12 protein-coding genes are annotated in these 16,605 nt (G+C 72.2%); 6 read left to right on the top strand and 6 right to left on the bottom strand.

What is annotated here, in order from left to right:
* Nucleotides 1–249: 249 nt before the first annotated feature.
* A complete protein-coding gene (locus GT755_RS24000) occupies nucleotides 250–2,679 on the bottom strand; it encodes an ATP-binding protein (protein ID WP_161481892.1) in 2,430 nt (809 codons plus the stop codon).
* A gap of 151 nt (nucleotides 2,680–2,830) precedes the next feature.
* Between GT755_RS24000 and GT755_RS23995 the strand changes: the two genes are divergently transcribed.
* Nucleotides 2,831–4,732, top strand: a complete 1,902-nt coding sequence (locus GT755_RS23995; RefSeq protein WP_161481891.1) for an ABC transporter ATP-binding protein — start codon at nucleotides 2,831–2,833, stop codon at nucleotides 4,730–4,732.
* Between the two features lie 7 nt (nucleotides 4,733–4,739).
* Here the strand turns inward: GT755_RS23995 and GT755_RS23990 are convergent, their stop codons facing one another.
* The 3 genes from GT755_RS23990 to GT755_RS23980 all read right to left on the bottom strand — a co-directional run bounded on the left by GT755_RS23990 (nucleotide 4,740) and on the right by GT755_RS23980 (nucleotide 7,309).
* Complete coding sequence (locus GT755_RS23990; protein WP_161481890.1) at nucleotides 4,740–6,185, bottom strand: peptidoglycan D,D-transpeptidase FtsI family protein; 1,446 nt, start codon at nucleotides 6,183–6,185, stop codon at nucleotides 4,740–4,742.
* A gap of 74 nt (nucleotides 6,186–6,259) precedes the next feature.
* Nucleotides 6,260–6,637, bottom strand: a complete 378-nt coding sequence (locus GT755_RS23985) for a MerR family transcriptional regulator (RefSeq protein ID WP_030456635.1) — start codon at nucleotides 6,635–6,637, stop codon at nucleotides 6,260–6,262.
* A gap of 39 nt (nucleotides 6,638–6,676) precedes the next feature.
* Nucleotides 6,677–7,309 carry a TetR/AcrR family transcriptional regulator gene (locus tag GT755_RS23980; RefSeq protein WP_161481889.1) on the bottom strand — a complete coding sequence of 211 codons (633 nt, stop codon included), beginning with the start codon at nucleotides 7,307–7,309 and terminating at the stop codon, nucleotides 6,677–6,679.
* A 73-nt stretch (nucleotides 7,310–7,382) separates the two neighbouring features.
* On the opposite strand from GT755_RS23980, the gene GT755_RS23975 reads away from it, so the two are divergent.
* Both GT755_RS23975 and GT755_RS41265 read left to right on the top strand, forming a co-directional pair.
* Nucleotides 7,383–8,630: a GH1 family beta-glucosidase gene (locus tag GT755_RS23975; RefSeq protein ID WP_161481888.1), complete on the top strand. Its 1,248-nt coding sequence runs from the start codon at nucleotides 7,383–7,385 to the stop codon at nucleotides 8,628–8,630.
* A complete protein-coding gene (locus tag GT755_RS41265) occupies nucleotides 8,623–10,470 on the top strand; it encodes a WD40 repeat domain-containing protein (RefSeq protein WP_161481887.1) in 1,848 nt (615 codons plus the stop codon). The genes GT755_RS23975 and GT755_RS41265 overlap by 8 nt, the downstream gene beginning before the upstream one ends.
* On the opposite strand, the gene GT755_RS23965 is transcribed toward GT755_RS41265, so the two are convergent.
* On the bottom strand, nucleotides 10,459–11,337 hold the full coding sequence (locus GT755_RS23965; RefSeq protein WP_161481886.1) for a coiled-coil domain-containing protein: 879 nt from the start codon (nucleotides 11,335–11,337) through the stop codon (nucleotides 10,459–10,461). The genes GT755_RS41265 and GT755_RS23965 overlap by 12 nt on opposite strands.
* Nucleotides 11,338–11,540: 203 nt before the next feature.
* On the opposite strand from GT755_RS23965, the gene GT755_RS23960 reads away from it, so the two are divergent.
* Nucleotides 11,541–12,977: an aldehyde dehydrogenase gene (locus GT755_RS23960; RefSeq protein ID WP_161481885.1), complete on the top strand. Its 1,437-nt coding sequence runs from the start codon at nucleotides 11,541–11,543 to the stop codon at nucleotides 12,975–12,977.
* A gap of 55 nt (nucleotides 12,978–13,032) precedes the next feature.
* Here GT755_RS23960 and GT755_RS23955 read toward each other — a convergent pair whose 3' ends face one another.
* Nucleotides 13,033–13,773, bottom strand: a complete 741-nt coding sequence (locus GT755_RS23955; RefSeq protein ID WP_161481884.1) for an alpha/beta hydrolase — start codon at nucleotides 13,771–13,773, stop codon at nucleotides 13,033–13,035.
* A 184-nt stretch (nucleotides 13,774–13,957) separates the two neighbouring features.
* Here GT755_RS23955 and typA point away from each other — a divergent pair, with 184 nt between their 5' ends.
* Together typA and GT755_RS23945 are read left to right on the top strand one after the other, a co-directional pair.
* Nucleotides 13,958–15,811 carry a translational GTPase TypA gene (typA, locus tag GT755_RS23950; RefSeq protein WP_161481883.1) on the top strand — a complete coding sequence of 618 codons (1,854 nt, stop codon included), beginning with the start codon at nucleotides 13,958–13,960 and terminating at the stop codon, nucleotides 15,809–15,811.
* A gap of 104 nt (nucleotides 15,812–15,915) precedes the next feature.
* Entirely contained in the window at nucleotides 15,916–16,542 is a 627-nt protein-coding gene (locus GT755_RS23945; protein WP_161481882.1) for a superoxide dismutase family protein, read from the top strand.
* The last annotated feature ends 63 nt before the right edge of the window (nucleotides 16,543–16,605 follow it).

Here is a 16,605-nt window from a genome sequence, read left to right as displayed (position 1 = left end):
CCCGCGGGCCACGTGCCCCCGGTCTCGGTCTCCACCCCTCCGAGGTGACCTCGACCGGCGTGACGGACACGCGGCCGTTTCCAGATGCCCCCCCTGACGTCCGGCTTCAGAAGGCATCCGCCCTCGCGGGCCTGGTGACGGCCACGGAGTCGCCGCACCGGACCACGGACTCACCGTAGGTCGGCGGGGGTGGCCCTCACATCGGCGAATGTGCGCAGGTGCATGTGTAGAAGAGACGCCGCGCGGCGTCTACACACCGTGCTCGACGACCCAGGTGGCGACCTGGGTGCGCGAGGTGAAACCGAGTTTTGCCAGGATGTTGGCGACGTGACGCGCCACGGTCGCCTGGCTGATGACGAGCTCGTCGGCGATGGCCCGGTTGCTGAGCCCCCGGGCGACCAGCTCGGCGATCTCGCGCTCGCGGGCGGTCAGCGTGCTCTGCGGCACGACCGCGACCGGCGCGACGACGGGCGGCGGGCTGCCCGCCGACTCCTCCAGCGCGAGCGTGACGGCCGTGTCGAACGGCAGCGCGAGCCCTTCGGCCCACAACGCCGCCACGACGGGTTCGCCCAGGGCGTCACGGGCGGGCGTCAGCACGTTCTCGACGCGGGCCCCCGGCCGTCCGGTGCGCAGCCCGGCGGAGGCGGCGGCCAGCAGCACGGCGCGGCGCGGGTCGCCCTGCCTGAGGTGGAGCGCGGCGAAGGTCTCCAGGCGGCGGGCCGACTGCATGCGCAACCCGGCGTCGCGGCCGAGCCGCAGCGCCTCGCCCAGGCGGCGGCGGGCCTCGGGCAGGTCGCCCGCGTCGAGCGCCACCGACCCCAGCCCGGCCAGGCAGGAGATGAGCCACTGGCGGGCGTCGAAGGTGCGCACGATGCGCAGCGCCCGGGTGAAATGGTGGCGGGCGGCCTGCAGGTCGCCGCGGCGGCGGGCGGTCTGGCCCAGCCCCGACAGGCCGATGACCAGCGCCAGGTGGTTGTCGAGCTCGGTGGCCAGCGCCACGAGTCGTTCGGCCGACCGCTGCGCCTCGCGCAGCCGCCCCTGCGCCAGCGAGAGGAACGCGCGGGTGCCGTGGCCCTCGGCCTCCAGCACCCGTTCGCCGATGGCGCGGGCGATCGCGATGGACTCCTCCAGCCGGTTCTCGGCGGGTTGCGACCCGTCGCTGATGGCGAGCACGAGCAGCGCCTGCCCCTCGCCGAGCCGGTCGCCGGCCTGCCGGCACAGGTCGAGGGCCCGCCGGCCCCGCTCGCGGGCCGCGGCGAAGTCGGCCGTGTTCGACAGCAGGTTGGCGGTGAACGCCAGCGCCCGGCCGTGGGTGGCCGGGTCGACGTCGGGCAGCGCGAGCTCCAGCAGCCGGTCGACCCACCGGGTCAGCTCGGCCTGGAACCGGCCGCTGCCGAGCAGCATCCACCGCAGTCCGAGCAGCGCCTGAAGCATCGGCGCCGCGTCGCCCATGGTGACCGACCACTCGACCGCCGCCCGCAGGTCGCTCTGCAGCCGCTCCAGCCGTTCGGTACGCCGGTGCACCGCCGGCCACGACCCCGCGTCGACCGCGATCTCCCAGTCGCGGGCGAACGCGACGAAGAAGTCGCGGTGCCGCCGCCGGGTCGCCGCCTCGTCGGGGCCGTCGAGTTGTTCGGCGGCGTACTGGCGGATGGTGTCGAGCAGCCGGTAGCGGGCCTCGCCGGCGAGTTCGCCGTCGACCACGACCAGGGACTTGTCGACCAGGGCGGTCAGGTGGCCCAGGACGTCGGGCGCCTCGACCGGGCCGCCCGCGCAGACGAGTTCGGCCATGGGGAGCGTCCAGCCGGAGCGGAACACCGTGGCCCGGCGCAGCAGCACCCGCTCGGGCTCGGTCAGCAGGTCGTAGCTCCAGTCGACGGTGGCGCGCAGGGTGCGCTGCCGGGGCGGCGCGGTGCGGTCGCCGGCCGACAGCAGCCGGAACCGGTCGCCGAGCCGGGCCACGATCTGCGGGATCGACAACACCCGGGTCATCCCGGCGGCCAGTTCGAGCGCCAGCGGCATGCCGTCGAGCGCGTGGCACAACCGCGACACGTCGGGCGCGTTGTCGTCGGTCAGCGTGAACCCGGGCCGGGCCGAGGCCGCACGGTCCTGGAACAGCTGGACCGCCTCGTAGCCGCCGACGACGGCCGCGCCCGCGTTGTGGTCGGGCGGCAGCGCGAGCGGCGGCACCCGCCAGACGGTCTCGCCCGGCACCCGCAGCGGCTCGCGGCTGGTGGCCAGCACCCGCACCTCGGGGCAGTGCTCGGCCAGCCGCCGGGTGAGCTGCGCGCACTCCTCGACCACCGTCTCGCAGTTGTCGAGCACGATGACCGCCTTGCGCCCCGCGAACACCTCGGCGACCGCCAGGCCGAGGTCGCGCCCCGGCTCGCCCTCCACGCCCAGCACCGACGCGATGCGGCGGACGGTCTCCTTGGGCCGGGTGCCCTCGGGGAACTCCACCAGCCACGCGCCGTCGGGCAGGTCACGCGCGAGCTCGGCGGCGACCCGCAGCCCGAGGCGGCTCTTCCCGATCCCGCCCACGCCGCAGAGGGTGACGACCCGGGTGGCGGTCATCAGTTGCAGGAGTTCCTCGACGTCGGGCTCGCGTCCCACGAACGCGTTGGGTTCCAGGGGGAGGTTGCCCTCGACGGCGATCGAGTGGGAGATCTCAGTGGTCATCGGCCCTCGGGAGTCGCCTTCGCGTGAGCTGCGGGGGGTGGATCGTCACAGGAAGTGTCGCATCAATTCCGGAACGTGCCCAGATCGCATTCCGGTTTGACCCGTGACATCCCCGGTGCCCTTTGTCGGTGGGCGAGCGCACACTGACGGCATGACCGTCACCCCCGTCGACAGGGACGACCCGTCGGAAAGCGATGACCTACCGGATTTCTCCGACCTGACCACGCACAAGTGGCACGCCCACGACGACAAGATGAGCAACGTCGGCTTCTTCACCGTCGCCCGCCGGTTACCCGCCCTCTTCGTCCAGTCCTTCCGCATGGCCTGGCAGGCCAGCCCGCGCGACACCGTCGCCACCGTCGTGCTGAACCTGCTGAGCGGCGTGTTCACCGCGTTCGGCCTGCTGGCCACCACGGGGGTGCTGGAGGCGTTGTTCGCCGCCGGCCCGACCCCCGAGCGGGTCCGGGACGCCCTCCCGGCCCTGCTGCTGGTCGGCGCCGCCGCGGTGCTGCGTTCGGTGTTCTCGGCCGGCGCGGGCTGGGCGCAGTCGCGGCTGCAACCCCAGGTGCTCCGCATCGCCGAGGAGCGCCTCTACGGGCTGACCTCCAGCGTCGACCTCGTCCGGTTCGACGATCCGGAGTTCCACGACACGCTGGAGCGGGTCCGCATGCGCGGCGTCGGGGCCTCCGACGACGTGGTCGGGTCGGCGATCGACGTGCTGACCGCGGCGATCGGGCTGATCGCGGTCGGCGGCGTGCTGGGTGTGCTCCACCCGGTGCTGCTGCCGCTGCTGTTCCTCGCGGTGCTGCCCGACGCGTGGTCGACCGTCCGGTCGGCCCGGATGAGCTACGCCACCATGTTGTCGCTGCTGCCGACCTACCGCCGCAAGTGGATCGTCAGCGAACTGCTGGCCGACCGCGACACGGCCGCCGAGGTGCGCTCGTTCACGATGCGCGGCTTCCTGCTCCGCGTCTACGACATGGTGGCCCGCACCCAGCAGGACGCCCTGGTCGACCTAGCCCGCCGCCAGACCGTCGCCCGCCTGGTCGGCGAGGCGCTCGGCGGCGTCGGCACCGCGCTGGTCTTCGCCGCCCTCGGCCTGCTGCTGGCCTCGGGCTCCGTGCCGCTCGCCGTCGCGGGCACCGCCGTGCTGGCCGTGCGCACCGGGCAGGGTGCTCTCCAGCAGCTCCTGTACGCCGTCAACCGCAGCTACGAGAACGGCCTCTACTTCACCGACTTCATCGACTTCTGCAGCGCCACCGAGAAGGCGCCGGTCATGGCGGGCTCGGGCGCCCCGCCCGACGGCTTCGCCCGCATCACGGCGGAGAACGTGGTGTTCGGCTACCCCGGCAAGGACACTCCGGCGCTGAAGGGCGTGTCCGTCCACATCGACCGGGGCGAGGTGGTCGCCCTCGTCGGCGAGAACGGCTCGGGCAAGACCACCCTCGCCAAGATCCTGGCCGGGCTCTACCAGCCCGACTCGGGCAGTGTGCGCTGGGACGACGTCGACCTGGCCACGGTCGACGCCCACGCCCTGCGCGGCCGCATCGCGGTCATCGCCCAAGACCACACCCGCTGGCCGCTGTCGGCCCGCCACAACATCACGATGGGCCTGAACAAGGGCGAACCGGCCGTGGTGAGGGCCGCCGGGGTCGCCGGGGCCGACGAGGTCATCGACGAGCTCCCCCACGGCTACCGCACCCTCCTCGACCGCCGCTTCAAGGACGGCCAGGAGTTGTCGGGCGGCCAGTGGCAGCGCATCGCGGTCGCGCGGGGCTTCTACCGCGACGCCCCCCTGCTCATCTGCGACGAACCGACGGCGGCCCTCGACGCGCGGGCCGAGCACGCCCTGTTCGACCGCATCCGCGCCCACGCCGACGGGCGCACCGTGCTGCTCATCACCCACCGCCTGGCCAGCGTGCGCTACGCCGACCGCGTCTACGTCCTGGACCACGGCCTGGTCGTCGAGGAGGGCACCCACGACGAGCTGATCGACCGCCAGGGCATCTACGCCGACCTCTACGGCCTCCAGGCCAGCGCCTACCAGAGTTAGAACAGGGCTAGAGCAGGGCGCGGATGACCGCTCTGGCGATGGGGGCGGCCACCCGTCCGCCGAAGCCGCCGTGTTCGACCAGGACGCCGACGGCCACCACCGGGTCGTCGGCGGGGGCGAAGGCGGTGAAGACGGCGTGGTCGGAGCCCTCGTTCTCGGCGGTGCCGGTCTTGGCCGCGACCTTCACGCCCGGGATCGCGGCGGCGGTGCCGGTGCCGCCGGGGCCGGTGACGGCGACCATCATCTCGGTCAGCCGGTCGGCCACGGCCCCGGGCATCGCGTCGCGGTATTCGGCGGGGTCGGTCGAGCGCACGATCGTGCCGTCGCGCAGGCGCACCTCGTCGACCAGGTAGGGGCGCATCAGGCTGCCGCCGTTCGCCACCGCCGCCGAGATCATCGCGATGCTCAGGGGGGTGGCGCGGTCGTCGTACTGGCCGATGGCGCTCATCGCGGTCTGGGCGCGGTCGAGGCCGGTCGGGTAGACGCTCGCGGCCACGGCCAGCGGGACCTTCAGGCCCGCGTCGCCGAAGCCGAAGGCGGCCGCCCAGCGGCTCAGCTCGTCTTCGCCGAGTTCGAGGCCGAGGTCGGCGAAGGCGGTGTTGCACGACATCACGAAGGCGTCCAGGAGCGCGGGGGTGCCGTCGCCGCACTCCGCGCCGCCGGAGTTGCGCAACCACGTCTGGGTACCGGGGAGCTTCAGCCGGGCGGGGGCGCGCACCTCGGTCTCGGGGTCGTAGTCGCCCGACGCGAGGGCCGCCGCCGCGGTGATCACCTTGAAGGTGGAGCCGGGCGGGTAGTTCTCCCCGATCGCGCGGTTCAGCAGCGGCCGCGCGGGGTCCCGTTGCAGTTCGCGGTCGTACGCCGCCAGCTCCTCCGCCGAGAAGGTGGCGAACCGGTTGGGGTCGTAGGAGGGCAGCGAGACCATCGCGAGGATCGCGCCCGTCCGGGGGTCGAGGGCGACCACGGCCCCGCGTCTGCCCGTGGCGGCCAGGCCGTCGTAGGCGGCCTTCTGGGCGCGCGAGTCGAGCGTCAGCGTCACGGTGGCGCCGCGGTCGATGTCCTTGAGGAGCGCGCGGACCCGTACCCGCGGGTCGTCGCCGCTCAGGGAGGCGTCTTCGGCGCCCTCGATGCCGGTCGTCCGGTAGAGGGAGGCGTAGCCGGTGGCGGCGGCGTAGACGGGGCCGTGGGGATAGACGCGGCGGTAGCCGAACCGCTGGTCGACGACGCGTTCGCTGGCCGCGACCACGGTGCCGTCGCGCAGCCGCACCTCGCCCCGGGGTTCGTCGAACCGCAGGATCATGGTCCGGTTGTTGCGGGGGTCGGCGGTCAGTTCGTCGTCGCGGAACGCCTGGATGTAGGTGACGTTGCCCAGCAGTGCGAACAGCATCAGACCGGACACCGTCGCGACGCCGCGCAGCGGCACGTTCATACGTCCGGCACGCGGACCCGCCATATAGCCCCCTCCCCCGGAGTCCGGTCTAACAGCCGAACCGGAAAGAGGGGGCTCGCGGTGGGTAAAGCGGGGAACTAGATCGCTTCGGGGACGATCACGTGGTCCTTGTAGTAGTCGATTTTGCGCTGGATGGCGCCCTGCTTGTGGCGCAGGTCGGCGACCTGCTCCTCGACCTGGCGGTCGTGCGCCTCCAGCAGGCGGATGCGCTCGGGGATGGTGTGGTCGCCCGCGCGGGTCAGCTCGGCGAACCGCAACATCTCGGCGATCGGCATGCCGGTGTCGCGCAGGCAGCGGATCATGCCGAGCCAGCCCACGTCGCCGTCGGTGAACCTGCGCTGACCGGCCGAGTTGCGGCCGACGTTGCCGAGGAGACCGATCCGTTCGTAGTACCTGAGCGTGTCGAGGCTGAACCCCGTCTCCTCGACCACCTGTCCGGGTGTGTAAACGGCCATGTACGGCATCATCACACCTGGAGTCGGCTCCAGGTCAAGCTAGCCGAGGTGGTCGGACAGATAACGGCGGACCAGCCGCTTGCACTCGGCGATCAGATCGGGGTCGCCGTCGGGGCAGGCCCGGAAGGCCAGCTTGAGCACGGCGTCGGCGGCCTCGACGGCCACCACGAACGCGCGTGCCTGGACCTCGCCGGCGGGCACCCCGATGAGCTCGATCAGCAGCGCGCGCAGCCGGTCGGCGACGACGAGGTTGTCTTCGAGCGCCTCGTCGAGCATGCGGGAGGTGCCCGGCGCGGCCAGCGCGAGGCCGAAGTCGAAGACGCTGAAGCCGGGCGTCGACCGCTTCATCCACACGAACTCGTCGATCACGAGGTCGGTGGCCTCGGTCCAGTCGTTGATCGTGGTGTGCGCCAGGGTGGCGGTGATCCGGGCGAGGTAGGCCTCGAGGTTGCGGTAGGCCAGCGCGCGGACCAGCCCCTGCTTGTCGGGGAAGAACTGGTAGAAGGTGCCGATGGGGACCTCGGCCCGGCGGGCGACCTCTTTGGTGGTCAGGCCCTCGTAACCCACCTCGTCGAGCAGCCGGGCACACTCGTCGAGCATGCGCCCCACCCTCTCGGCGCTCCTGCGCTGGGCGGGTTTGCGGCGCAGGGTGCCGGTGGCGGTGTTTGTCATGTCCCCATTTTCTCCCGATTCGATTGCCAACGAGTTAACCTGAGTCGCACTCGTGTTCTAGGGGGGACCGCTGATGTTCCTGTGGGGCGCCGCCACCGCCGCCTTCCAGATCGAAGGCGCGTTGTCGGCCGACGGCCGGGGGCCGTCGATCTGGGACTCCTTCGGCCCGGTCCGCGACGGCCACACGGCCGAGACGGCCTGCGACAGCTACCGCCGCTGGGCCGACGACGTGGCGCTGCTGGCCGGTCTGGGGGTGAACGCCTACCGCTTCTCGGTGTCGTGGCCCCGTGTCCAGCCCGACGGAACCGGCCCGGCCAACCCCAAGGGCCTCGACCACTACGAGCGGCTGGTCGACGCCCTCCTGGCCGCCGGGATCACCCCCGCGCTCACCCTGTTCCACTGGGACCTGCCGTCGGCCCTCCCCGGCTGGCTCGACCGCGAGACCGCCTACCGGTTCGCCGACTACGCCTCCCTGGTGGCCGGGCGGCTCGCCGACCGGGTCGGCCCATGGATCACCTTGAACGAGCCGTTCGTGCACACCGTCTACGGCCACGCCCTCGGCGTCCACGCCCCCGGGCAGGCGCTCTTCCTGGACGCCCTGCCGGCCGCCCACCACCAGCTCCTCGGCCACGGCCTGGCCGTCGACGCACTGCGTGCGGCCGGGGCCTCGACGGTGTTGATCACCAACAACCTGACCCCCGTCTGGCCCGCGTCCGACTCCCCGGAGGACCGGGCGGCGGCCGACGCCTACGACACCCTGCACAACCGGATGTTCAACGACCCGGTGTTCCGCGGCGAGTATCCGGACCTGCGCGCCTTCGGCCTCGACACGATGCCGGGCCTGCGCGACGGCGACCTGGCGGTCATCAGCCGGCCGATCGACGGCCTGGGCGTCAACTACTACAACCCGACCCGGATCTCCGCGCCGCGGTCGCCCGAGCTCCCCTTCACCGACGCGGGCGTCGAGGGTTACCCCACGACCGCCTTCGGCTGGCCCGTCGTCCCCGACGGCCTGCGCGAACTTCTCACCGGCCTGCACGAGCGCTACCGGGTGCCCCTCTACGTCACCGAGAACGGCTGCTCGTACGAGGGGATCGACGACCACGACCGCATCGCCTACCTCGACGGGCACATCGACGCGGCGCTCCGGGCCGACGCCGACGTGCGCGGCTACTTCGTGTGGTCGCTGCTCGACAACTTCGAGTGGGCCGAGGGCTACCACCAGCGTTTCGGCCTGGTCCACGTCGACTTCGCGACCGGCGAGCGCACGCCGAAGGCGTCGTACCGGTGGTACCGGGAGCGGATCGCCCGGGGTGCCTGACCTCCACCACGAGTGGCTCGACCGCTATTCGGGCGGACGCTTCGCCGCCGCCGACCCGCAGACCCGCGCCTGGGTGGCGGCCGTGCACGCCGCCCGCCTGGGGGCGGCCCGGCCGGAGCAGCCCGGCGGCGGCTGGCGCGTCGTCTGGTCCGACGGGATCCAGGAGAACCGGCACGTCCGCGCGCCCTGGAACAACCAGACCGGCGCGGTGACCGCGGTGGCGGCGGGCCTGCTGGACGGCGTGCCGGTGGCCGTCACCGGCTCCGACCACGGGGTGCTGCGCGCCTGGGACCTGCGCACCGGGCTGCCGCTCGGCGAACAGCGGGTCGACGCTTACGACGTCGGCTCGATCGCGGTCATGGACGACGTCGTGGTGGCCACCGACTGGGCCCACCTGTTCACCTGGCACCCGGGCACCGGCGAGACGACCCGGGAGCGCCACTGGGGCGTCGGCCGGGCCGCGACGGTCCGGGACGCGGGGAAATGGCATCTGCTGCTCGCCCAGCGCGGGCGCGTGCGGATCCACGGCCCACGCGGGCCGTGGCGGAGGATCGGCCATCCCGGCGACACCTCCGCCGCCACGATCCGCGTCGACGGCCGCCGACGCGTCGTCGTCGGAGGAGACACGACGCGCGTCTACGACCTGCGGACCGGCGAGCCGTGCGGCGGCCCGCTGGGCGGCCATGCGCGCGCCCTGGCCGTCGCCCACGTGGCGGGCCGTCCGGTCGCCGTGGTCGCCGGGCACGACGACACGGTCAGGTTGTGGGACCTGCGCACCGGCGCCCCGCGCGGCCGGCCCCGGCCCGAGCGCGTGACCACCCTGGCGACGGCCGTGGTCGGCGGCCGGGCCGTCGGGATCGGCGGCGCTCCCGGGCGGCGCACCCGGGTGTGGGACCTGCGCACCGGCGTGGACCTGGGCACCCTCGGCGAGGCGGGCCGGGCCGTCGCCGCCGTCGGCCACCAGGCCGTGACCTGCTCCTCCCACGGCGTGGTGCGGGTCTGGGACCTGCGCACCCTCCGCGGCACGCCGCTGCCCGGCCACCCCCGGGTGGGGGCGGTCGCCCTCGCGGGGGACGGCGTCTTCTACGCGTGGGAGGAGGGCATGTTCCTCTCGGCGGAGAACCTGGCCGACGGCGAACCGCTGCCCCTCAAGCACGCGCTTTCCCTGCCCGGCGTCTCGGCGGTCACCACTGTCCCCGGGGCCGTGGTCACCACCTGGTGGCGGGACGGCGCGCTCAGGGTCCACGACCTGGAGACCGGGGAACGCCGCGTGCTGGCGGGCCACACCGGTCCCGTCCACGCGCTGGCCTCCGAGGGCTCGACCGTGGTCAGCGGCGGGCTCGACGGCATGATCGGGATCTGGGACGTGGCGACCGGGTCGTCGCGGTCGATCGTGTCCCCCTGCGCCGTCGACGCGCTCACCGTCAGCGAGGGCCGGATCTTCGCGTGCGGGGCCGACGGCGTCACCCGGCTCTTCGATCTCCGGACTGAGGACCCCCTGGGCACGCTGCCGACCGGGGTGGCGCACGCCATTGACGTAAAGGATCAGACGGCCCTTGTCGGCGGAGCCGGCCTGCGGGCCTGGGACCTGCGCGAACGGACGGGCAGACGGCTGCACGGGCACGCGGGCGCGGTGACGGCGGTGGCGCTGCGCGGCGGCCGGGCCGTCTCCGGCGGGTGGGACCACACGCTCCGGACGTGGGACACGCGGACCGGCGAGCAGGCCGCGCCGCCGGTCACGTTCCCCTGGCCGGTCTCCGCGCTGGCCTGGCACCACACGGGAAGGCTCGCGGTCGGGATGTCGTGGGAGGTCGTGGTGCTCGAACCGTCAGAGCACTGACACGTGCACGTGGTCGTAGTGGTTGGCGGTCGCGCCGCCGCGGTTGGCCATCATCTTGCCGGGGGAGCCGGTGCGGATGTCGTAGTACTTCTGCTGCCAGATCACATACATGATGCCGAGGGCACGGCCGTTGGTGAGGCACCACTGCAGGAGGGCGTCGCCGCGGGCCTTGTCGGCGCCCGCGGCCATGCGGCCGCCGCTGGACATCATGAAGTCGCAGGCCCGGCCCTTGCCGTGTTCGCCGAAGTCGCCGGGACGCAGGCACCCCACGCCGTAGGGCATCGGGAACTGAGCCATGATCGCGTTGCGGATGCTGACCATGCGGGCGGTCAGGCCGCTGCCCGCGTCGGGGGTCTGGAAGCCGAACTTGGCCAGCAGCTTCTCGACGTCGCGCTGCTTGGCCTTCAGCTCCTTGATGTCCTTCTCGAGCTGGTCGACCTGCTGGTCGGCCTCTTTGGCGGCCTGCTTCTGCCGGTCGATGAGCCGCCGCACGTTGCCGAGCCGCTCGACCTTCTCACTCGACAGGTAGGTGAGGGTGGCCGCGTTCCCGGGGTCGGACGACATCGAGAAGATGCTGACGGTGTCGAGGCCGCCGCCCATGTAGGAGGTCTGCGCGAACTGGACCACCCGGCGCTGGGCCGCGCCGAGGTCGCGCCGCAGCTTCTTGACCCGCGCGTCGGCCCGCTGGGCGGCCTTGCGGGTGTCTTCGAGGGTGGCGATCTCGCCCCGGTAGGCCTTCTCGAGGTCGGCGGCCTGCTTGGTCAGCTTGTTCAGCCGGGCCTGCCGGTCGGGTTCGGCGGCCGTGGGCGACACGCAGAGGGAAAGCAGGAGACCGGAGACGACGAGAGCCACGAGTGCCCGCCGCATGTGTCCCTCCCATCCCAGTCGGACCGAAACTATAGGAGGCGATCTTGGTGGTCGCCACCCGAACCAGGGAACCCATGCGCCTTTAACGAAGATTCGTCCATTTTGTATGGGACGAGATGATGCGCGAGGACTGTCCCATCCTTGCCAAGGCCTCACAGAACATGATTCGGTCGGGTGCGGCAGACCTTACGGAGGTGCATTCCATGATCCGGCACGAGACGCTCTTCATCGGCGGCGACTGGGTTCCCCCGGCCGGCACCGGCACGATCGACGTGGTCTCCCCCCATACGGAGGAGATCGTCGGCAGGGTCCCCGAAGGCACCCCGGCCGACCTCGACCGGGCCGTCGCCGCCGCGCGGCAGGCCTTCGACCACGGCCCCTGGCCGCGGCTGACGATGGCCGAGCGGGCCGAGGCGCTGGGCCGCCTGGCCGGGCTCTACGCGGCCCGCGCCGCCGAGCTCGCCGACCTGATCACCCTGGAGATGGGCTCCCCCATCACCTTCTCCCACTTCGGCCAGGTCGGCCCGCCGACCGGGGTCCTCCAGTGGTACGCCGAACTGGGGAAGACCTTCCAGGTCGAGGAGCAGCGGCCCGGCATGTTCGGCGCGGTCACCGTGCGCCGCGAGCCGGTGGGCGTGGTGGCGGCCGTGGTGCCGTGGAACGTCCCGCAGTTCGTCATCATGACCAAGCTGGCCCCGGCCCTGCTCGCGGGCTGCACGGTCGTGGTGAAGCCCGCCCCGGAGACCCCGCTCGACAGTTACGTCCTGGCCGAGGTGATCCGCGAGGCGGAGCTCCCGCCGGGCGTGGTCAACATCGTCGCGGCCGGGCGCGAGGCCGGCGAGCACCTGGTCTCCCACCCCGGGATCGACAAGGTCGCCTTCACCGGCTCGACGGCCGCCGGGCGGCGCATCGCCTCGATCTGCGGCGAGCAGCTCAAGCGGGTCAGCCTGGAACTCGGCGGCAAGTCGGCCGCGATCATCCTCGACGACTGCGACCTGCCCTCGGCGATGGGCATGTTCTCGATCGCCGCCCTGCTCAACAGCGGCCAGGCCTGCGTGGCGCAGACCCGGATCCTGGCCAGCCGCAATCGCTACGACGAGGTCGTGCACGCGGTCGCCGAGATGGCCGCCGGGCAGCAGGTCGGCGACCCCGCCGACCCGGCCACCGGCATCGGCCCGATGGTCGCCAAGCGCCAGCAGGAACGGGTGGAGGGCTACATCCGCATCGGCCTGGAGGAGGGCGCCAAGGCCGTCGTCGGCGGCCTCGACCGCCCCTTCGACAAGGGCTGGTACGTCGCCCCCACGGTCTTCGCCAACGCCACCAACGACATGCGGATCGCCCGCGAGGAGATCTTCGGCCCGGTCCTGACGGTGATCCCCTACGACGACGAGGCCGACGCCGTGCGCATCGCCAACGACAGCGACTACGGCCTGTCGGGCAGCGTGTGGACCGCCGACGTGGACCACGGGATGGACATCGCCCGCCAGGTCCGCACCGGCACCTACGGCGTCAACATGATGAACCCGCTGGAGAGCGGCACCCCGTTCGGCGGCTTCAAGGCCAGCGGCATCGGCCGCGAGCTCGGGCCGGAGGGGCTGGCGGGCTACCTGGAGTACAAGAGCATCGCCCGATTGGGCTGAACCACCCGGGAGGGTGCCCAACACGCCCCCGCGACGCTGGGCCCCTCCCGCACGTTCATGTAGACGACGCCTGCGGCGATTTGGTTCGCGCGAAAATCCATTCTTCGATGCGCCGGATCAGATGGGCGCTCGCGGCGTTCTCGGCGTGCCCGAAGCCCGGCTCGACCCAGAGCTCCTTCGGCTCGTTCGCGCAGGCGTGGAGCTGCTCGGCGTGCTCCAGCGGGAAGAACGCGTCGCTGTCGCCGTGGACGATCAGCAGCGGCGCGGGCGAGACGAGCGGCGCGGCCTCGTGGGGGGCCAGCGGGATCGGGTCCCAGGTGCCGACCTTGATCCGGGTGCGCTTGGCCAGGCGGGCGGCCAGCCGGCCCGACCTCCGCTCGATCGCCCAGTGGACCGTCCGCATCGGGCGGGTGCCCCGGTAGTACCACCGCGCCGGCCCGCTCACCGAGACCACCGCGTCGACGCCCCGGTTGAGGGCGGCGTGCCGGATCGCCACGGCGGCCCCCATCGAGAAGCCGACGGTCGCCACCCTGGCGTAGTGGGCGCGCGCGTGGCGTACCGCCGCATCGAGATCGAGGACCTCCAGGTCGCCGACGGTGCTCAGCCCCGACGACCGGCCGTGGCCCCGGAAGTCGAACGCGATCACCCCGGCGTGGCGGGCGAACGCGGCGGCGATGCGCCGGTTGGCCGGGGAACGCCAGGTCCCGGTGAAGCCGTGGGCCAGCACGATCCCGAGGTCGCCGTCGCCGGGCAGGTGCGCCGCGTCGATCCGGACACCGTCAGGAGTGCGCAACATGGCCCCATAGAACATGGGGGCAACATTACGACGCTGTGAATTGTCGCCCTCTTGCGGGCGGCAGGCTCGGAGCGGTAATGGCGATCAACTAAAATAGGAAGGTCGCGCCATTGCGCGGCCGAACGCGTCTCCCGATCGGGAGCGAGACGCGGCACCGCCCCGACGACCAGAGCGAGACTCAACTATGCCTATGAACAGCCGCGACGACCTGCGGAACCTCGCGATCATCGCGCACGTCGACCATGGCAAGACGACGCTCGTCGACGCCATGCTGTGGCAGTCCGGGGCGTTCCGCGCCAACCAGGACGTCGACGACCGCGTCATGGACTCCAACGACCTCGAGCGCGAGAAAGGCATCACCATCCTCGCGAAGAACACCGCCGTGAAGCACGGCGGTGTCACCCTCAACATCATCGACACCCCCGGCCACGCCGACTTCGGCGGCGAGGTCGAGCGCGGCCTGTCGATGGTCGACGGCGTGGTCCTGCTGGTCGACGCCTCCGAGGGCCCGCTGCCGCAGACCCGCTTCGTGCTCCGCAAGGCCCTGTCGGCCAAGATGCCGGTCATCCTGTGCATCAACAAGGTCGACCGCCCCGACGCCCGCATCGCCGAGGTCGTCGACGAGGTCTACGAGCTCTTCATGGACCTCGACGCCACCGAGGAGCAGATCGACTTCCCGATCGTCTACGCCTCGGCCAAGGCCGGTCGCGCCTCGCTGACCCGCCCGGCCGACGGCGGCATGCCCGACGAGGAGAACCTCGAGCCGCTGTTCGAGACGATCTTCAAGACCATCCCGGCCCCGGTCTACGACCCGGTCGCCCCGCTCCAGGCCCACGTCACCAACCTCGACGCGTCCAGCTACCTGGGCCGCATCGCGTTGTGCCGGATCCACCAGGGTGAGATCAAGAAGGGCCAGCAGGTCGCCTGGTGCCGCACCGACGGCTCGATCCAGCGGGTGAAGATCACCGAGCTGCTGATGACCGACGCGCTGGAGCGCAAGCCGGCCGACTCGGCGGGCCCCGGCGACATCATCGCCATCGCCGGCATCCCCGACATCATGATCGGCGAGACCCTCGCCGACCCCGAGGACCCGCGCCCGCTGCCGCTGATCACGGTCGACGAGCCGGCCATCTCGATGACCATCGGCACCAACACCTCGCCGCTGGTCGGCCGGGTCAAGGGCAGCAAGGTCACCGCCCGCATGGTGAAGGACCGGCTCGACAAGGAGCTCGTCGGCAACGTGTCGCTGCGCGTGCTGCCGACCGAGCGGCCCGACTCGTGGGAGGTCCAGGGCCGCGGCGAGCTCGCGCTGGCCATCCTGGTCGAGCAGATGCGCCGCGAGGGCTACGAGCTGACCGTCGGCAAACCCCAGGTCGTCACCAAGGAGATCGACGGCAAGCGCCACGAGCCCGTCGAGCGCCTCACCGTCGACTGCCCCGAAGAGTACCTGGGCGCGATCACCCAGCTCCTGGCCGTCCGCAAGGGCCGCATGGAGCACATGACCAACCACGGCACCGGCTGGATCCGGATGGAGTTCATCGTCCCGGCCCGCGGCCTGATCGGCTTCCGCACCGAGTTCCTCACCGAGACCCGCGGCACCGGCCTCGTCCACCACGTCTTCGAGGCCTACGAGCCGTGGTTCGGCGAGCTGCGCACCCGCAACAACGGCTCCCTGGTCGCCGACCGCTCCGGGCCGGTCACCGCGTTCGCGATGACCAACCTCCAGGAGCGCGGCGTGCTGTTCGTCGGCCCCGGCACCGAGGTGTACGAAGGCATGATCGTCGGCGAGAACTCGCGCAGCGACGACATGGACGTCAACATCACCAAGGAGAAGAAGCTTACCAACATGCGGTCCTCGACCGCCGACGTCACCGAGACGCTGATCCCGCCGCGCCAGCTCTCCCTGGAGCAGGCGCTGGAGTTCATCCGCGACGACGAGTGCGTCGAGATCACCCCCGAGACGGTGCGCATCCGCAAGGTCGTGCTCGACGCCTCCACCCGGGGCCGGACCGCCGCGCGGGCCAAGCGCGCCAACTAAGCCTGAACCAACTGAGAGAAGCCGCTTCGGCCTTTCTCCGTGCGAGCCTCCACCCTCTGTGCTTGCCTAGTCACGCAGAGTTGTGATTCGAGGGGGAGGCTCGCATGCCGGGCAAGATTCATCTCGCGCTCGCCGGAGCGCTGCTCACGGGTGTCGGCGTCATCGGGGCCACGACGGTCGCCGAGGCCGGACCCTGGAGCCGGGGCCGCTCGATCGCGCTCCACGACGCCGCCGGCACCCGCGTGGGCACCGTCGTGGTGCAGCGCAGAGGCGTCACCAAAGTACGGGTGGGGGTCCAGGTCAGAGGGCTGGCTCCGGGCTTCCACGGGTTCCACATTCACACCACGGGCGTCTGCGACCCCAAGGCCGTCGACCCGGCGACCGGTCAGGTGACCCCGTTCTTCACCGCGGGCGGCCACCTCGACGTCGCGAGGGCCGCCGCGGAGCCCGACACGACCATCCTGCCGCTGCCGCTCGCGCCGAAGAACCACGGCGACCACGCGGGCGACCTGCCGCCGCTGCTGGCCGGAGAGGACGGCGTGGCCGCCGCGTCGTTCATCACCGACCGCTTCAGGGTCGGCCGGCTGACCGACGCCGACGGCGCCGCGTTCGTCGTCCACGCGCTGCCCGACAACCTGGCCCACATCCCCGAGCGCTACGGCGCGGCCGACGCCGCGACTCTGCGCACCGGCGACGCGGGCGGACGAGTGGCCTGCGGCGTCCTTCGCTGACCGAACTCGCTGATTGAACTGCAAGTCAGTCACAAGCCGCCGGCCGGATCCTCGGAGCATGAG

It is taken from the genome of Herbidospora solisilvae, assembly GCF_009901565.1.
Taxonomy (GTDB): domain Bacteria; phylum Actinomycetota; class Actinomycetes; order Streptosporangiales; family Streptosporangiaceae; genus Herbidospora; species Herbidospora solisilvae.
This window is presented reverse-complemented; position numbering and strand designations above follow the sequence as displayed.